Annotated in this window: 16 protein-coding genes and 1 pseudogene; 15 read left to right on the forward strand and 2 right to left on the reverse strand. The window is 68.9% G+C overall.

Going from position 1 to position 16,518, the window contains the following annotated elements:
• The 15 genes and pseudogenes from ACI3KS_RS18360 to ACI3KS_RS18430 form a co-directional block, all read left to right on the forward strand.
• Positions 1 to 837, forward strand: a pseudogene (locus tag ACI3KS_RS18360) (hypothetical protein); the annotation flags it as partial.
• Positions 834 to 1,550 carry a hypothetical protein gene (locus tag ACI3KS_RS18365; RefSeq protein ID WP_404919999.1) on the forward strand — a complete coding sequence of 239 codons (717 nt, stop codon included), beginning with the start codon at positions 834 to 836 and terminating at the stop codon, positions 1,548 to 1,550. The pseudogene ACI3KS_RS18360 and the gene ACI3KS_RS18365, both read left to right, overlap by 4 nt.
• A gap of 74 nt (positions 1,551 to 1,624) precedes the next feature.
• On the forward strand, positions 1,625 to 2,977 hold the full coding sequence (eccD, locus tag ACI3KS_RS18370) for a type VII secretion integral membrane protein EccD (RefSeq protein ID WP_404919984.1): 1,353 nt from the start codon (positions 1,625 to 1,627) through the stop codon (positions 2,975 to 2,977).
• Between the two features lie 3 nt (positions 2,978 to 2,980).
• Positions 2,981 to 4,297: a type VII secretion protein EccB gene (gene eccB / locus ACI3KS_RS18375; RefSeq protein ID WP_404919985.1), complete on the forward strand. Its 1,317-nt coding sequence runs from the start codon at positions 2,981 to 2,983 to the stop codon at positions 4,295 to 4,297.
• Positions 4,297 to 5,601: a S8 family serine peptidase gene (locus ACI3KS_RS18380; protein WP_404919986.1), complete on the forward strand. Its 1,305-nt coding sequence runs from the start codon at positions 4,297 to 4,299 to the stop codon at positions 5,599 to 5,601. The genes eccB and ACI3KS_RS18380 overlap by 1 nt, the downstream gene beginning before the upstream one ends.
• 196 nt (positions 5,602 to 5,797) lie before the next feature.
• On the forward strand, positions 5,798 to 6,541 hold the full coding sequence (locus ACI3KS_RS18385) for a hypothetical protein (RefSeq protein WP_404919987.1): 744 nt from the start codon (positions 5,798 to 5,800) through the stop codon (positions 6,539 to 6,541).
• Between the two features lie 16 nt (positions 6,542 to 6,557).
• Positions 6,558 to 8,228 (forward strand): type VII secretion target, encoded by a 1,671-nt coding sequence (locus tag ACI3KS_RS18390; RefSeq protein WP_404919988.1) that lies wholly within the window; start codon positions 6,558 to 6,560, stop codon positions 8,226 to 8,228.
• Between the two features lie 34 nt (positions 8,229 to 8,262).
• Entirely contained in the window at positions 8,263 to 9,090 is an 828-nt protein-coding gene (locus tag ACI3KS_RS18395) for a hypothetical protein (RefSeq protein ID WP_404919989.1), read from the forward strand.
• Positions 9,087 to 9,848 carry a hypothetical protein gene (locus ACI3KS_RS18400; RefSeq protein WP_404919990.1) on the forward strand — a complete coding sequence of 254 codons (762 nt, stop codon included), beginning with the start codon at positions 9,087 to 9,089 and terminating at the stop codon, positions 9,846 to 9,848. The genes ACI3KS_RS18395 and ACI3KS_RS18400 overlap by 4 nt, the downstream gene beginning before the upstream one ends.
• A 51-nt stretch (positions 9,849 to 9,899) precedes the next feature.
• Positions 9,900 to 10,646, forward strand: a complete 747-nt coding sequence (locus ACI3KS_RS18405; protein WP_404919991.1) for a DUF2510 domain-containing protein — start codon at positions 9,900 to 9,902, stop codon at positions 10,644 to 10,646.
• 74 nt (positions 10,647 to 10,720) lie between these two features.
• The gene (locus tag ACI3KS_RS18410) at positions 10,721 to 10,858 is read left to right on the forward strand and encodes a DUF2510 domain-containing protein (protein ID WP_404919992.1); all 138 of its coding nucleotides are present in this window, start codon (positions 10,721 to 10,723) and stop codon (positions 10,856 to 10,858) included.
• A gap of 17 nt (positions 10,859 to 10,875) precedes the next feature.
• A complete protein-coding gene (locus ACI3KS_RS18415) occupies positions 10,876 to 11,433 on the forward strand; it encodes a hypothetical protein (protein WP_404919993.1) in 558 nt (185 codons plus the stop codon).
• A 183-nt stretch (positions 11,434 to 11,616) separates the two neighbouring features.
• Positions 11,617 to 12,351 (forward strand): DUF2510 domain-containing protein, encoded by a 735-nt coding sequence (locus ACI3KS_RS18420; RefSeq protein ID WP_404919994.1) that lies wholly within the window; start codon positions 11,617 to 11,619, stop codon positions 12,349 to 12,351.
• A gap of 105 nt (positions 12,352 to 12,456) precedes the next feature.
• The gene (locus tag ACI3KS_RS18425; RefSeq protein ID WP_404919995.1) at positions 12,457 to 12,828 is read left to right on the forward strand and encodes a hypothetical protein; all 372 of its coding nucleotides are present in this window, start codon (positions 12,457 to 12,459) and stop codon (positions 12,826 to 12,828) included.
• 122 nt (positions 12,829 to 12,950) lie between these two features.
• The gene (locus ACI3KS_RS18430) at positions 12,951 to 14,243 is read left to right on the forward strand and encodes a hypothetical protein (RefSeq protein WP_404919996.1); all 1,293 of its coding nucleotides are present in this window, start codon (positions 12,951 to 12,953) and stop codon (positions 14,241 to 14,243) included.
• 79 nt (positions 14,244 to 14,322) lie between these two features.
• Here the strand turns inward: ACI3KS_RS18430 and ACI3KS_RS18435 are convergent, their stop codons facing one another.
• A complete protein-coding gene (locus ACI3KS_RS18435; RefSeq protein WP_404919997.1) occupies positions 14,323 to 15,951 on the reverse strand; it encodes an FHA domain-containing protein in 1,629 nt (542 codons plus the stop codon).
• Positions 15,948 to 16,334, reverse strand: coding sequence for a hypothetical protein (locus tag ACI3KS_RS18440; RefSeq protein ID WP_404919998.1), 387 nt, complete (start codon positions 16,332 to 16,334; stop codon positions 15,948 to 15,950). Before ACI3KS_RS18440 ends, ACI3KS_RS18435 begins: the two co-directional genes overlap by 4 nt.
• Positions 16,335 to 16,518 lie beyond the last annotated feature (184 nt).

The raw sequence follows: 16,518 nt of genomic DNA on the forward strand, positions 1-16,518 counted from the left end.
GTCGACGTGCCGCGCTTCGATCGCCCGCCGACGGCGGACGCGCTCGCCGCGACCCAGCGACGGATGCCGTCCGCCCCACCCGTGCCCCCGTCGAGCGTCCCGCCGACCGCGTACGACGACGATGCCACGGCCGTGCGCGGTCCGCTCGTGGTGGCCCCCGAGGGCACGGGGCCTGGCCGGTCCCCGCAGCCGCCGCAGTTCGGAGCGCCGCCGCAGGCGCCTCCTGCGCAGCATCCGATCGCCCCGCAGCATCCGACCACTGCACAGCATCCGACCACTGCACAGCATCCGACCACTGCACAGCATCCGACCACCGGGCAGCCGACATTCGGCGCTCCGCCCGCCGCAGGTCCTTACGCCGCCGGTGCGCAATACGCTCCCGCCGCGCCCGCAGAATCTGAAGCCGCCTCTCCGCGCCGTCGCGGTCTGCCCGTGTGGGGATGGGTCGTCACGGTCGCCGCCGCCGTGCTCGTGATCGCCGGCATCGTGGCCGCGAGCAGCCTCGCGGCCTCTCTCGTGCCCGCCCCCGAGCAGACCGCCCAGGCCCCAGAGCCGCAGGACCCGATGGCCTCCGGTCCGGTGCCGGAGGTGGAGGATCTCACGGGTACGAACACCGCCGGAACCATCGCCTTCACGTGGTCGAACCCCGATCCGAAGGCCGGAGATGCGTACATCTGGTACGAGGTGACGCTCGATGGACCCGGCGAAGCGCATATCGTTGAACAGACCGACGTCACTCTGGAGGGAGAGCGTTCGGGGCGCACCTGCATCGAGGTGCTCATCAAAAGGGCTGACGGGCGATCATCGCCCGAGCCGACCAGGGGGTGTGTGGACTGATGGAGATCACAGTCGAGTTCGCGGGGGAGTACTTCGAACTGACGTCGGGGACGCCGTTCTACGTGGGGCGCCAGGGCGACCTCGAGCTGGACGACAATCTGTTCCTGCACCGGCACTTCCTCGAGATTTCCGACAACGACGGTCTGTGGTGGCTTTCGAACGTCGGCTCCCGCCTGACCGCGACCGTGACCGACTCGTCCGGTGGTGTCAACGCGTGGCTGGCACCGGGCGCGCGGCTGCCCGTGGTGTTCGAGCAGACCACCGTGGTCTTCACCGCGGGGCCGGTGACCTACGAACTCACGATCCACGCCAAGGGCCCGGCGTTCCACCTCGACCCCCGCGAGAGCGCCGAGGACGGCCAGTCCACGATCGGCCACGTGCCGCTGACGACGCGGCAGAAGCTGCTGATCCTCGCGCTCGCCGAGCCCGCGCTGCGGCGCGATGGCACAGGCATCAGCGAGATCCCGAGCTCGGCGCAGGCCGCCGCCCGCCTCGGCTGGACGAGCACGCGCTTCAACCGCAAGCTCGACAACGTCTGCGACAAGTTCGACCGCATCGGCGTACAGGGCATGCGCGGTGGGCAGGGCAAGCTCGCGATGAACCGCAAGGCGCGCCTGGTCGAGTACGCCGTGTCGAGCCGTCTCGTCACCCGCGACGACCTGGTGCTGCTGGACACCCCGATCGAAGACCTCGAAGACGACGACGAGTCCTGAGCGGAGCGCACCCTCGGGATCCCGGCCGCACGCGCGGTAGTGTGAATGCGCGTGTCTGACGAAAGCAGGATGTGATGTCGCTCCAGACGACGGCTGTCGTATCGTCTCAGCTCGTGCGCCTCTCGGTGCAGTGGGAATCCGAGCGGATCGACGTCGGCGTACCCGGGGGAGTCCCCGTCGCCGAGGTGCTGCCCTCGCTGACCCGTCGTCTGCGCATGCTCGACGGCGCCACGGCATCCGCCGGATTCCGGCTCGTGCACGCCGACGGCACGCCCCTCGAGGCCGACCGCACCCTCGCCGCGCAGGGCGTGCAGGACGGCGACTTCCTCGTGCTCGAGCAGGGCACCTCCGCCCGGCTCCCCAAGCGCTACGACGACATCGTCGAGGCGGTGGCGGATGCCGTCGAGACGAACGCCCCCTCATGGTCGGCGCAGAACTCCGTCACCACGGCGACCGTCGTCGCATCCGTTCTCCTCCTTCTCGGCCTCGTGCCGGCGGTCTGGGCGTGGGTCGACAGCGGCACCATCGTCACGGCGGCCGGAGCGGGCGCCGCAGCGGTGGTCCTGCTGATCTGCGCGCTCGTCATGGATCGCACCGCGGCACCGCAGCAGGCGACGATGTCCCTCGCGCTGGTGTCGTCGGTCTATGCCGGCGTCGCCGGCTACACCCTGCTTCCGGATGCCGACGGCTGGGGGCTCGCGCTCGTGATCGGCGGCGGGGCGATGCTCGCCTTCGGCGTCGTGGCGCTGCTCGCCCTCAAGCGCCAGCGGGAGTACGGGCTGATCCCGATCGCCGTCGGCGGCATGCTGCTCGTGATCGGCGCCGTGATCACCTGGCTCGCCGCACCGATCGCCGGAACTCTGGCCGCGACCATGGCCATCGCGGGCATCGCCGGTCTCGGTGCCCCGTGGGTCGCGCTCGCCTCGGTGCCGCTGCGCGTCGTCTCGGCGCGCGACGAGTCCGAGATCTACGACGCCCCGACGCACATCTCGCCCGAAGAGGTCGCGAAGCTCTACAGCCGTGCCCACCGCTACCAGGTGTCGCTGCGCATCTCGCTGTGCGTGATCGTGCTCGTGGCGACTCCGCCGGTCGTGGCCTCGGGCTTCTGGGGTCTGCTGCTGTGTGCAGTCACCTACATCGGCATGTTCCTCGGAACCCGCCAGGTGTACTCCCGCTTCGACATCGTCGCGGTGTCGTCCGGCGTGCTCGCGGGAGTCGCCCTCGGGGTGACGACGGCGATCCTCACGCATCCCACGTGGATCGGCGGTCTCGTGATCGGGCTCGCCGCCGTCGCTGTGTGCATCATCGTCGTGGTGCTGCTGAACCCGAAGACCCGCATCCGTCTCACGCGGTTCGCGGACTTCGCCGAGTGGGGGACCATCGCGCTCCTGCTGCCCCTGGCCATCATCGCCGGAGGCTGGTTCTGATCCATGGCATCCAAATCCGAACTGCTGCAGGCGCAGGCCTTCAACCGTCGTCGCCTCCAGCGGGCATTCGTCAGCGGCGCGCCGGGCGGGCGTGAACTCGCACCGGGCAAGCCGCTGCGGGGCGTCGTCGTCAGCGTCGCCCTCGGCATCCTCACGGTCATCGTCTCGCTGCTCATCGGCACGTTCACCGGAACCCTTCCGAAGGGCTGGGAAGATGGCGCGATCATCGTCGTGCAGGGCGAGGGCTCGCGCTACGTCGCCCTCGACGGCACGCTGTACCCGGTGAAGAACCTCGCCAGCGCTCGGCTGCTCGTCGGCTCGGCGAAGATCACCTCTGTGCCCGCCAACAAACTCGACCGCATCAGCCGCGATCCCTCTCCTGTGGGCATCGACGGGGCACCCGACTACCTGCCTTCCCCGGACCGCCAGTATCAGGGCGCGTGGCTCAGCTGCGTCGCGACCGATCGTCCGCTCGAGATCTCGACGCGACTGCTCGACGACCCCGTCGGCGCCCGCGACCAGGCCGCACTCGTGCAGGACGACGACGGGGACTACTGGTTCGTCGAGGGCGACCGCCGCTACGCCGTGAGCGACGAGAACGTCGCGATCGTCGCGAGCGTGTTCCTCGGCATCGACGACGTGGCCTCGGTGCCCACGGTCTCGGCGCTGTGGCTGAACCTCGTGACGCCCGGGTCGCCCCTCGAGATCGATCTCGGCAGCGAGCTGGGCGAGGATGCCGGTGCCGCCGGCCTCGTGGTGGGCCAGGCCGTGCAGACGCAGTCCGACGGCAACATCGTCGCCGAGTACATCGCCGACGGCGACGGACGCCTCGTGCCCGCGACCCCGTTCGCGCGTCAGCTGCTCACGGCCTACGTCGGGATGGACCCCATCGTCATGACGGTGGCCGAGGCGACCGACCTCGCCGATGTGAACTCCGAGGCGATCCCGGACGACTGGCCCGAGACGGTCTCGGCCTCCGCCGACGGTGCGGAGACCGCGTGCCTGCAGATGACACCGGGCGCCGACGGACCGACCGTGTCGGTGGCGACGGTGCCCGACGATCTCGAGTTCGGCACCCAGGTCACCCCCGGTGCCGGTGCGGCGATCACCGCTCAGTCGAGCGGTGAGGGTGCGACCTACGGCTTCGTCGCGGAGTCCGGTGTGTTCTTCCCCGTCGAGACCGCGGAGGACCTCGCGCTGCTCGGCTATCCGACCGAGGACTCGATCACCGTCCCCGCCGCGTGGACGCAGCTGCTCGAACAGGGGCCGACGCTCAGCCGGGAGATCGCACAGAGGACGGCATCGGGGCAGGGCGGCTGATGCACGCTCGCACGGTGCGCGCCGTTGCGGCGGCCCTCGGTGTCGCCGCGCTGCTGGGATCCGCGGTGCTGACGGCACCGGCTTCGGTCGCGTCGGAGGCCGGGGCGACGTCGACTCCGACGATCGACGGGGCGGGGTCGACTCCGTCGATAGATGCCGGTCAGCAGTGCACGCCGGGCGAGCGGGTGCTCGTGTCCGGCGCGAGCTATCTCGTAGACCGCCTCGGCCTCGAGCAGGCCTGGACGCTCAGCCGCGGTGCGGGCGTGGTCGTCGCCGTCGTCGACTCGGGGGTCGAGGCGGGCAACGTTCATCTCGCGGATGCGCTGGTGCCAGGGGCCAGCACCTTCGGCGACGGCACCGCACCGGCCGACGACGACCTGTTCGGGCACGGTACCGCGATCGCGGGGCTCATCGCCGCGCGGCCGGTCGACGGGTCGGGCGTGGTCGGCATCGCCCCCGAGGCGCAGATCATGCCGGTGCGGGCGTTCGAGGCGGCGCCGGAGGACGGCCAGTCCTCGCGCGAGCTCGCCGCGCCCTCGGCGCAGTCCGTGACCGACGGCATCCGATGGGCCGCCGATCACGGTGCGCAGATCATCAACGTCTCGCTGTCGGACGACCAGTCCGTCGACGCCTACACGGATGCCGTCGCCTACGCCTACGCGCGCGGCGCCCTCGTGATCGCCAGCGCGGGCAATCGCAACACGGCCGATGCGAACAGCCCCGACCCCGAGCACTTCTACCCGGGGGAGCTGCCCGGTGCGCTCGCCGTCTCCGGCGTGCTGAAGGACGGCACGTGGGACCCGGACTCCTCGTACGCCGGAGAGCACGTCGACATCGTCGCGCCCGGTCAGGCGATGCCCTCGGCATACATCTCGGGCGGAGACTGCGTGTTCAACGGCGACGGGGCGTCGTCGAGCTACGCCACCGCCGTCGTGTCGGGTGCGGCGGCTCTCGTCGCCGCGCGCTACCCCGACGAGACGCCCGACCAGTGGGCGTTCCGTCTCGTGCAGTCGGCCATGCGGGTGTCGCCGGCCGAGCCCACCGACACCGTCGGCTGGGGCGAGGTGCGCCCGGTCGAGGCGCTGGCGCTGGTGGATGACGGCACGCTTCCGGGGCCGCCGTCGCCCATGCACCCGAGAGCCGATCCCGAGCCGGAGGACAGCCGGGTCATCTCGATCGAACCGGATGCCGATCCGCTCGCACCCGCGCGCGCGATCGTGGGCTGGGGTCTGGGCGGTGCCGCCACGATCTCCGCGATCATGCTGCTGCTCGCACGCGGTCGCGCCCGGCGCCCGCGGCCCTGACCTTCCCGCTCGCCCCGTCCGCCCGCCGTGGCGACGATGGATCAGAAGTGCACCTGTGAGGGCAGCCCCGGCGGCACTTCTGATCCATCACCGCGCGGAATGACGGGCGGGAGGGAACCCCATGGGGACTTCTCCCCCTTCAGCACTGTTGCACCCCTTCGTAGGATTGCCTCAACGGTCAACGGAAGAGGAGCCCATGGTCAGCATGGATATGGCGGATGCCAGTCGCCTGATGGCGGAACTGCGGCAGACGGCCGGCGAGCTGCAGCAGGAGCTGCGTGCTCTCGCCTCGGCGTCGGAGCAGGTGGCTCCGGTCACGGTGAAGGACGACAAGGGCGCCGTCACCCTGACGCTCGCGGCCAACGGCGCCGTGCAGGCTCTGACCCTCGACGAGGACTGGCGCGACACGATCGGTGAAGAGACGCTCGGTCTTGTGATCAGCGGCTGCTACCAGGATGCTCTCGGGCAGCGTGCCGGGCAGTGGATGAAGGCCTATTCCGAGACCGCCGATCAGGGTGAGGCGGCTCCGGTTCCCGAGCCCGCTCCGGTCGAGCTCGGCGACCCCAGCGTCTCATGGGGGATCGACGCCCGCGAGCAACTGCGCGACATGTACGAAGCGGCGGATGCTCAGCAGCAGGAGTTCCTCGCGCACCGCGCGCAGCGCGCCCGCCAGGCGCGGGACGGCGTCAACACCGCGAAGACCGTGACCGTCACCCGCGAGGGCGACACGATCACCGCGGTCAAGCTCGACGATCGCTGGGTGCGCAACACGAACGACGAGGTGATCGAGAAAGAGGTCGTGCGTGCGCTGAACAACGTCATGACCATGGCCGCGCGCGAGCGCGAGAACAAGTACGAGGGGTTCCCCGCGATCGAGCAGCTCATGCAGATCGCGCACAATCCCCAGGAACTGATGCGCCGCATGGGCGCGATCCGCTGAGACAGGGAGAACGGCAATGGGAGTTCTAGACGCATTCGGCGACGTCGTCGACGCCGTCAATCCGGTCGACGAGATCATCGACTTCGGCCAGAACGTCGTCGAGGGCGATGTGCTCGGCGCGGTCGGCAACGTGCTCGACGCGGCCACCCCGATCGATGAGTTCGTGAGCGCCACCAACAATCTGCTCGGTGGCACCGGCAGCGGCGTCACCTCCGGCGGCGGTCTGCAGCCGGCGACGCCGGCACCGCTGCCGAACAACCCCGGGCAGTCGATCCTTCCGACGCCGCCCGCTCAGCCGCCGGCGTCGTCCTTCGGTGCCGAGGGCACGGTCGACGTCGAGACCGCGTACCTCCGCAAAGACGCGAGCGCGTTCGATGCGGCTGCGAGTTCCTACGGCGACATCACCTCGGCGGCGCAGGGGCTCACGATCCCGGCATCCGCGTTCTCCTTCATCGGAGGACAGGCGTCCGCCGCCTACAACACGTTCCAGGCGACCATGGTGCAGCTGCTGGGCACTGCTCCTGCTGCGCTCCAGGGCTTTGCGGACTCGCTCCGGCTGACGGCTGACGCCTATGACGAGACCGACCAGACCTCGGCCGAAGGCGAGAAGAAGGACGTCAACACCGAGGTGCCGCAGACCAACGGTGATAGCGGGCCTGGAAACGGCGGTCCCGGAAGCGGTGGCCCCGGCAGCGGTGGCCCCGGAAGCGGCGGCCCTGGGAGCGGTGGAATCGGCGGCGAGACCGGCCAGGTCGACGACCCGCGCGTCGACGGCGACACGGGCGGCGAGACCGGTGACGACGACGCTCGCCTCGAGGCGGACCTGAAGGCCGACCAGCTCGACGAGCGGGCGGATGCGCTCGACCGTCAAGCCGACCAGGCCGACCAGCACGCCGACAAGGCGCAGGAGCAGATGGAGGCGCTGGATCAGCGCATCGACGCTTTGGAGGAGCAAGCCGCTGAACTCGACCGCAGCGCGACCGATGGCGAGCGCCGGGCGACCGAGCTCGACCTCAAGGCGACTCAGCAGGAGCAGGCCGGCGACTCGGCGGGTGCGCTGCAGAGCCGTACCGACTCGGCCGCGGTGCGCGCCGAGGCCGCGGCGCAGCGCGCCGAGGCTGCGGAGATCCGCGAGCAGATCGAGAAGCTCGAAGATGCCCGCGACGACGCGTCCGAAGAGATGACGGATGCGCGGGAGGATGCTGCCGAGCTTCGTGACAAGGCGGCCGAGCTGCGCGATCAGGCGGCGCAGCTGCGCCACGAGGCCGCGGGTCTCGATCACGATCTCGGTGACCGCGGGACGCTCGCCGACCCCGACATCACGCCCGACTACGAGGTCGACCCTGATGTTCCTGGCATCGACTCGACGCCCACTCCCGACGGCGACGTCGACGGGACGGGTGGGGCCGACGGGGTCGGCGGAACGGACGGCACCGGCGCGACCGGAACCGATGGCGCGACCGGAACGGATGGCACAGGCGGCGAGACGCCGAGCACCGACGGTGACGCGCCGGCAGACGGCGGCACCGACGCTCCCGTGGGAGACGACGCGCCGACGCTCACGGGAGAGAGCCTGCCCGCCGAGCCCACCGCGTTCCAGGTCGCAGACTTCAACGACCGCTTCGGCGACCCGATACCGGCGGAGCGGGTGGCGACTCCCGCGTGGCAGTCCCGGCTGAACAGCTGACCCTCGATCCTCACGACTGGAAGAAGACGACATCATGGGTAGATTCCCCTCTCCTCCGTCCCCGCCGCGACCTCGTCCCGACGGCCCTGACGGCGGCCCGCCCCGCGGCCCGTCCGGCAGCCACGGCGGCCGCGACAATGCGGGCGACGTCGAACGCTCGCGGTCGAAGTTCTGGGAGTTCGTCGACGGTGCGGACTCCGTCATCGGGATCATCAACGGCATCCTCGAGCTGGCCGGGCACATCCCGTTCATCGGCGATCTGATCGACCGGATCAACCAGCTCATCCAGCGGATGTTCGACAAGGTCAACGAGGCCATCCAGCGGACGGCCGAGATCTTCGCCTACGTCGGCAGCCCGAGCACTCTGCGCCAGACCGGCGTCAGCTGGGTGCAGAGCGTCGGCACCCCGGCGACGGTCGCGACCTCGACGGTCGTGCTGTCGTCGCTGCCGAGCACCGGGCACTGGGAGGGTGCGGCGCACAACGCCTATGCCGCTCGGGTGGAACTGCAGAACCCGGCATCCGACAGCATCTACGCCAAGTGCACGATGATCGACGAACAGTTGAACACGTTCGCCGATGCGATCGTCGACTTCTGGGTCGCGTTCTCGATCGCGGCCATCACGACGGCCATCGGCGTCGCGCTCGGTATCGCCGAGATCGTGTCGGTGTTCGGTGCGCCCGGTGGCGTCGCGACGATCATCGTCGAGGTCCTGTCGTTCATCGCCGACGTGATCAACCTCGTCAACATCATCCTCACGGCCAACCAGGCCGCGGCGGACTTCATGACGCAGGTCACCAACGAGCTCGGCGCGGTCAGCGCGTTCCCCGGTGGGGCATGGCCCCGCCACACGGCCGCATGACCATCGTCGAAGCGGGCCTTCCGGGGGAGGCCGAGACGTCGGTCGGGGGCGCGCTCGTGCTGGAGTTCGGTGGTCGGCGCGAGCGGATCCCCGCGGGCAGCACGTTCATCGTCGGTCGCAGCGCGGACCTGTCCTTCGATGACAACCAGTACGTGCATCGGCGCTTCCTCGAGATCACGCAGCGCGAGGGCATCTGGCGTCTGACGAACATCGGCTCGGGGCTCACGGCATCCGTCGCATCCGCCGACGGCATGGCGCAGTCGTGGCTGGCACCGGGAGCATCGATGCCGCTGGTTTTCGGCACGACGGTGGTGATGTTCACGGCCGGCGAGACGATGTACGAGTTCTCGCTCACCGCCGAGTCGCCGTTCTATGAGGTCTCGTCGCAGTGGTCGTCGTCGGCCGGCGACGTCGGCGACCTCCTGTCGCCGATGCAGCGCATTCTGCTGACCGCGCTGGCTGAGCCGATGCTGCGGCTGAAGGTGCCGGGATCGGCGGAGCTGCCGGGACTCGACGTGGTGGCGCATCGACTGAGGTGGACGCGCGAGAAGCTCGAGCGGCGTGTCGTCAGCCTGTGCGGCAAGTTCGCCCGACACGGAGTTCGGGGTCTGGAGCGGGATGCCGAGGGCCGCCTGCCGGACTCGGTGCGGTCGCGTCTGGTCGAGCATGCGGTGGGTGCGCGCATCGTGACCTCCGACGACCTCGATCTGCTCGACGCCTTCGCCGCAGGGAATGCCGTCTACGGCATGGCATCCTGAGATGCGCGTCGCCGTCGCGACGCGCACGATGAACTGGGGGGAGCGGCGCGCATGAGCATGCCGGCCGGATGGTACGACGACGGTTCGGGGCGTCAGCGCTGGTGGGACGGCGCACGCTGGACCGAGCACGTCGCGCCCGGGGCGGCTGTGCCTGCGGCCGGCGCGGCCGGGCCTGTGCAGCTCGGGCCTCCTCCGTCCGCCGCTCGCGTGCGGCGCAATGCCTCGGCAGTGGGGATCTTCGGTCTCGGACTGGCGGGGTTCGGAACAGTGATCGGTTCTCTCGAGTCGTCGTACATCGCCGGCATCGTGGCGCTGATCGTCGGGTTCGTGATGTCGTTGGTCGGGCTGTTCATGAGGAACACGTCGAAGTGGCCCGCGCTCGCGGGTCTGCTGCTCTCGATCCTCGGCGCCGCGTTCGCAACCGTCGTCGTGTTCGGTATCGGCTTTCTGAATCTCGGCGAGCCAATCGGTGGGAGCGACATCTCGATACCCGCTCCTGCAATACAAGCCACCGAACAGCCGTCGATCGCTCCTGCGGGTTCGCAACCGTCGCCTGAAGAGATCGCCGTCGGTACCGCGGCCCTCGCACGCGCTGACGGCATCACCTGCTACGACGATATGCCCGAGTTCTATCCGTGCGTGGGGCAACAGTTGTTCGAGTCCGAGATCTCGGATGAGTCGTTGCGGCTCGTCGCCGATGGACAGGACGTCACGGGTGCCGAGAGGGAAGCAGTGGGTGTCGCGGTCATCGAGGCGGCTGCCGTCTGCGACCCTCTGGGGGAGGGAGTCACTGGCTGAATGTCGGACCGTGGCATCTGCACCCAGTTGTGGATGCTCGCAGGGTTTGTCGCAATGACGATGAGGGTGCGCGGATGAGCATGCCGGCTGGCTGGTACGACGACGGCTCCGGGCGTCAGCGGTGGTGGGACGGCCAGAAGTGGACCGAACAGTTCTCCGCGGCAGCTCCGCGCCACAGGCACCTCCGCACTTCTCCAACGGCCCGCACGTGATTGCGACGTCGGGGCGCGTGGCTCCTGTCCTGGGTTTCGTCGGTCTGGGGTTGGCGCTCATTGGCACGGTGCTCGCGTGCATCCCGGTGACGTTCGTCGTCGGTGTGGTCGTGCTGATCGCCGCATTCGTGCTTTCGCTGATTGGGCTGTTCAAGAAGAACGGGGCGAAGTGGCCGTCTATCGTCGGCATCGTCCTCGCTCTTGTCGGGGGTGCGATCGGGACTGTCGTGTCGCTTGTCATCGTCGCTGCGACCCTTGCGGGACCGACCGCACCGGTGACACCGACCGACGCGCCAATATCGACGCCCTCGGCATCGCCGATGCCCCCGACTGCCGGTGATCGCCCTTCAGCTGAAGAGATCGCAACTCAGTTTGAAATTCTCGCCAAAAAGGGCGGGATCGTCGGTTACGAGGAGGACCCGGACTTCTACCCTTGTATGGGGAAATTCATGTACGACTCGGATGTCTCAGATGAAAGCCTCTGGCTCATCGTGCAAGGTGAGGATCCGCTGGAAGTGGAGCGTGAATCGGCGGGAGAAGTGATCAAGGAAGCAACGCTTGCGTGTCAGGAATGAGCAGTCGTTCTTCGGAGATATGCCCAGCGAGTCAATGCTGCGCACTCTTGAACGGGTGGATTCGGAGCGCACGCGCTTGCCAGGAGTCGTCCGCGTCGGCGTCGGCTTACTGAGCCTCTCAGCGGTCACACGTAGGATGGATGGTCGCGCGGCGGTTGCTGCGATGACGAGGAGGGTGCGCGGATGAGCATGCCGGCTGGTTGGTACGACGACGGTTCCGGGCGTCAGCGGTGGTGGGACGGTCAGAAATGGACCGACCAATTCGCTTCCGGAGGCTCCGCGACGCAGACCCCTCCGCAGATCCCCAACATCGGCCCTGACGTCGCTGCGACGTCAGGGCGCGTGGCTCCGGTGCTGGGCTTTGCCGGACTCGGTCTCGCGGTCGTGGGCACGGTCCTCGCTTGTATCCCCGCCACATTCATCGTTGGCGTGGTCGTGTTGATCGCGGCGTTCGTGGTGTCGCTGATCGGGTTGTTCAAGAAGAACGCGGCGAAATGGCCGTCAATCGTCGGCATGGTCCTCTCGATCGTCGGTGGTGCGATCGGTACTGTTGTGTCACTTGTCATCGTCGCTGCGACCCTTGCCGGACCAACCGATTCACCCGGCCCGATCGATACTCCGTCATCGACGTCATCCGAGTCTTCGACTGCCGCGCCGTCGACTCCTCAAGAACCGTCTTCTGAGCGCCCAACTCCTGAGGAACTCGCGATCGAGCTCGAGATCCTGTCGAAGGAAGGTGGCATCGTCGGCTATGAAGATGACCCGGCTTTCTACCCATGTGTAGGGCAGTTCATGTACGACTCCGAGCTATCCGACGAGAGCCTTCGGCTCATCATGGAAGGCGATGACCCGCTCGACGCTGAGCGGGACAAAGCGCAGGAACTGATCGGGCAGGCAGTCTCTTCCTGCGAATCCTGATCCGCTCGCACAGTTCTCGTCGTTGGCCATGGGGAGCGCTCCCCATGGCCAACGAGGTGGGCCATAGGTACGATCGTCATGCGCATTATCGTTGGAGGGGGCGCGATGAACATCAAGTTGGTTCCGTTCGTCATGGCGGCGGACGAGGTCGAGCGGCAGCGGCTCGTCATTCGAGAGGCGTATGACACTCTCACCGAGTCGAAGGCTCAGCTTGAACGACTGAAGAGTGGGCCTGTGTCCGCGCTTTGGACGGAAGACGGAAAATCCGTCGACCTTGCAGCCGCGTTCACGTCGCGATACCAAGCGGCACTCAAGTGGCTCGAGGGTCTCGAGGGCGAGCTAGCGGAAGCCTCTGCCGCATTGGACATGGCTGTCGATGACGTCACCAAACTCGATGAGCAGCAGGCGCAGACTCACAACGCCTTCTATCGGAGGGCCGTCGGCAAGATCGAGCCGGGCGACACCGTCAAGGTTTGAAAGGAACGACTATGGGAGAGCACACCGATCGTCTGGACCGGCTTAAGGAAAATCGCTCGAGCTTCTGGTCCGAAAGTGTCCGCCTGGAACAGGCCCAGTCAGTGGGTAAGGCTGCGGCTGCCGTGAGCGTGGTGGCAAACGATGTGAGACGCGCCGCGAACATTGCCGGTTTCGAGGGCGGGCAGGGGTTGGGCGAGAAGATCGCCCAGAAGCTCCTCTCCATTCACAGTCGCCTCGCGGATTTCACTGAGTATCAGAAGCAACTCGGAAGTTTGATCACTCAGGCGCACGCAGAGCTTGAGAGCACCGCGAACGGAGTCGACGGTCTGCCGGGAACGGGACTGACATCCGAGCAGCAGAGCACGATCAACATGGCGTCCCAGACTGACAGCCCGGTGCAGGTGCGTCCCGGCGTCACGATGACATCGGCTGAAGCCAAGCAGTACTACCTCGACCAAGCGGCCGCAGCCCAGGAGGAGCAGGCCCGTCAGATGACCGCCGCGCTCGATGCGCGCCTTCAGGAGATCATCGACAGCATGCCGGCGACGGACTACGACGAGCCGGAGCCGACCGATGACCCCTCCGGCAACGACGGCCCCGGCAGCAACCCGACCGTGAACTACCCCGGAATCAACACCGGTGGCGGTGATGGTGGCTACGACGGCCCCGGCATCATCGGCAACAACGATGGCGGCGGGAACAACGGCACCGATAACAACAACGACAACAACAACGGCGGGAACGACGGTGACGACACCGATCCGCCCCGCGTGGTCGACCCGCCGCGCGTCTATCCGCCGGTGTACCCGCCCGTCGATCCTCCCGTGTACCCGCCGGGACCGCACGACCCCACGGGTCCTGGTGGCAACGGTGGCGGTGACGACACTCCGCGCATCGACGGCGAGATCGGCGGCGTGACCGGCGGTGGCGGCGGAGGAACCGGATTCCCCGGCGGCGTGACCGGAACGGTCGGCGGCGGTGCCGGCGGCCTCAGCGCAGGCGTCGGAGGATCACTCGGAGCCGCCGGTGTCGTCGGTGGTGCAGCGGGCCTTGCCGGTCGCCTCGGAGGCGGCGCACTCCTCGGAGGCGTCGGAGGCGTCGGAGGCGTCGGTGGCCTCGGCGGTGCAGGTGGCGTCGGCGGAGTCGGCGGTGTCGGCGGCGCTGGAACGGGCGCGGGCGCAGGAGGCGTCGTCACGCAGTCCGGTGCGGCGAACGGCGGACGCGGCGGCATGGTCGGCGGCGCAGCCGCGGGCGGCGGCGCCGGTGGCGGCAGCGACAAGCGCAACCGTCGTCGAGGCCAGGACCTGCTCGCCTTCGAGGTCGAGCCCGACGACGACCAGATCATCCCCGACCTCGGGGCCGCAGGATCCGCAGGACGCTCGGCATCCGACGGACGCGAAGAACTCGGCTGGTAACTCCAGCCCCACGAAGCGAGCCGCTCACCCTTCAGGGTGAGCGGCTCTCTTCGTCGTACTGAGCGGATGGCCGTACGGTTCAGACCGCGACGATCTGGATCACGCAATCGCCGACCTGCAGCGTCATCCCCGGCAGAAGTCCGAAACGCTGATGCGGCGTCATCGGCCCTGTGCGGCCGTCAGCCGTACGCAGCGACGAGCCGTTGCCCGACCCCAGATCCTCGAACCAGGCCTGACCATCGACGATGCCGAAACGACCGTGCGTGCGCGACACCGAGCGGTCACCGTCGGGAACCGCGACGAGCACAGCATCCGGATGCTCCCCCTCTGGCAGCCGCGGCGCGCGCCCGATGTACCCGAGTCCCGCGACCGGGACGGTCATGCCGTTGAGGAACTGCAGCGCGACGACCGCGCGCGGGGCCGGAATCGCGACGGGCACCTGCGGAACGGGCGCCTCAGCCTGACGGGCGGCCGAGCGAGTCGCGGGCACGCCCCCGGGAACCTGCGCGGACGCAGCGACGGAAGGCGGCACCGCGCCGACCATCGGAACCGAAGGAGCGGGAGACGTGGCGGCAGGCGGCACAGCCACGGGCGGCACCACTGCCGGAGGTGAGGCGACCGGAGGAACCGGCACCTGCGCGACAGGAGGAGCAGCAGTCACCACGGACGGCGCGACGGGCGCAGTCTGCGCCGGGACCTGCTGTTCGATCGCCGGAACCTCGACGGCAGGCGCCTGCAGCGGTGCGGGCCGCGCTCCACGGCCGGCGACACGTCGGTACGACAGCTCGGCATCGCCGCCCAATACGAGAACGTCACCCGGAACGAGGAAGTACGGACTGTGCGGGGTGAGCTCGGTCACACTGCCGCCGAGATGACGCACCGAGGCGCCGTTCGCGGAACCGAGGTCCTGCACCCAGAGTCGATCGTCCTCGACGCCGAAGGTGGCGTGCGTGCGCGACAGCGACCGGGTGCCGTCCGGCACCCGCACGAGGATCGCATCCGGGATGGACTCGGGCGCACGGGGCGCGCGACCGATGTAGCCGAGGCCGGTCGCCTCGATCACGGTGCCGTCGGAGAGCTCGAACACGGCGATGCTGCCCGCGTCGACAGGGTCCGACACCACGGCGGGCGTCGCCACCACAGGGTCCGGCGTCACGGGAGTCTGGCTGATGACACCCGGCGCAGCCGTGATCACCCCTGCTGCGGCATCCGGCCCGCTCACCCGCGCCTCGAGATCGGGCGCGAGGAACATGTCGTCGCCGGTCGTGAGAAGCGCCTTGCGCACGTCGATCATGCGCGCTCGGGCCAGGCCGTCGAGCACCCCGGCAGATGCGAGACCCACCGGAAGAAGAACCGGGATCACATGTGCGACGCCCATCACCAGGCTGCGCAGGAACAGACCGCGGGCACCCACGCTGAGGTCCTTGTCGCGCTGCACCGTGCGGATGCCGCAGATGAGGTTTCCCGGCGTCGCCCCGGTGTGCCCCTCCCACACCCATCCGATCGCCCACAGCTCGATCGCGGTCACGGCGACGAGCACGAGCGAACCGGTGAGGAACCAGACGGCCGTCGCGATGAGGGCGACGATCGCCACATCGATGAGATAGGCGCCGGCGCGCTGCCCCGCCGTCGCGCGGACACCGAGCGAGGTCGGGCGTGCGGGGGATGCCGACGTGCGCGGCTGCGGTGCGGGCGGGGCGATGGTCATGAGAAGACCTCCAGGATCTGCCCGGCGATGCCGGACCCGTACAGCAGTGCCGCCGGTGCCAGGGCGAGGAGCAGGCCCTCGACGATGTCACCGGTGCGCGACCAGCCCAGGGAACGCCAGTCCCGTGCCAGCGGGACGGTGAGCGAGGCGACGATCGCGCCGGCGACGATCACGATCAGGGCGACGAGAAGCGCGTTCACCTGCAGAGCGATGATCAGCTCGACGGCCGAGACCACCGCGACGACGGTGCCGGTGACGAGCGTCGCCGCACGGGCGATGCCGTCGCGCAGCATCCGCGAGGTGAGCAGGAAGTAGCAGCCGACGCCGAGCGCTCCACCGAGGATGCACCAGGTCTCGACCGACGGGCCGCCGACGGTGAGCACCGTGTACAGCGCCGACAGCAGGGCGAGCGCGCAGGCGGCGATGATTCCGGCCTCGGAGCGGCGTCGGGCGAGCTGGAACTGCCGACTCGCGGATGCTGCGCGACGGCATCGCCCGTGCGGCGACGCTCGTCACCGGCACCGTCGTCGCGGTGGTCTCGGCCGTCGAGCTGATCATCGCTCTGCA

This window comes from Microbacterium sp. ZW T5_45, assembly GCF_044987415.1.
Classification (GTDB): Bacteria; Actinomycetota; Actinomycetes; order Actinomycetales; family Microbacteriaceae; genus Microbacterium.

What these genes read in the sequence shown, in the direction of transcription:
- ACI3KS_RS18400 (WP_404919990.1), top strand. Translation starts at nt 9,087, where the DNA reads ATGACCATCGTCGAAGCGGGCCTTCCGGGGGAGGCCGAGACGTCGGTC.
- eccD (WP_404919984.1), top strand. Translation starts at nt 1,625, where the DNA reads ATGTCGCTCCAGACGACGGCTGTCGTATCGTCTCAGCTCGTGCGCCTC.
- ACI3KS_RS18385 (WP_404919987.1), top strand. Translation starts at nt 5,798, where the DNA reads ATGGTCAGCATGGATATGGCGGATGCCAGTCGCCTGATGGCGGAACTG.
- eccB (WP_404919985.1), top strand. Translation starts at nt 2,981, where the DNA reads ATGGCATCCAAATCCGAACTGCTGCAGGCGCAGGCCTTCAACCGTCGT.
- ACI3KS_RS18380 (WP_404919986.1), top strand. Translation starts at nt 4,297, where the DNA reads ATGCACGCTCGCACGGTGCGCGCCGTTGCGGCGGCCCTCGGTGTCGCC.
- ACI3KS_RS18420 (WP_404919994.1), top strand. Translation starts at nt 11,617, where the DNA reads ATGAGCATGCCGGCTGGTTGGTACGACGACGGTTCCGGGCGTCAGCGG.
- ACI3KS_RS18405 (WP_404919991.1), top strand. Translation starts at nt 9,900, where the DNA reads ATGAGCATGCCGGCCGGATGGTACGACGACGGTTCGGGGCGTCAGCGC.
- ACI3KS_RS18390 (WP_404919988.1), top strand. Translation starts at nt 6,558, where the DNA reads ATGGGAGTTCTAGACGCATTCGGCGACGTCGTCGACGCCGTCAATCCG.
- ACI3KS_RS18425 (WP_404919995.1), top strand. Translation starts at nt 12,457, where the DNA reads ATGAACATCAAGTTGGTTCCGTTCGTCATGGCGGCGGACGAGGTCGAG.
- ACI3KS_RS18435 (WP_404919997.1), bottom strand. Translation starts at nt 15,951, where the DNA reads ATGACCATCGCCCCGCCCGCACCGCAGCCGCGCACGTCGGCATCCCCC.
- ACI3KS_RS18395 (WP_404919989.1), top strand. Translation starts at nt 8,263, where the DNA reads ATGGGTAGATTCCCCTCTCCTCCGTCCCCGCCGCGACCTCGTCCCGAC.
- ACI3KS_RS18410 (WP_404919992.1), top strand. Translation starts at nt 10,721, where the DNA reads ATGAGCATGCCGGCTGGCTGGTACGACGACGGCTCCGGGCGTCAGCGG.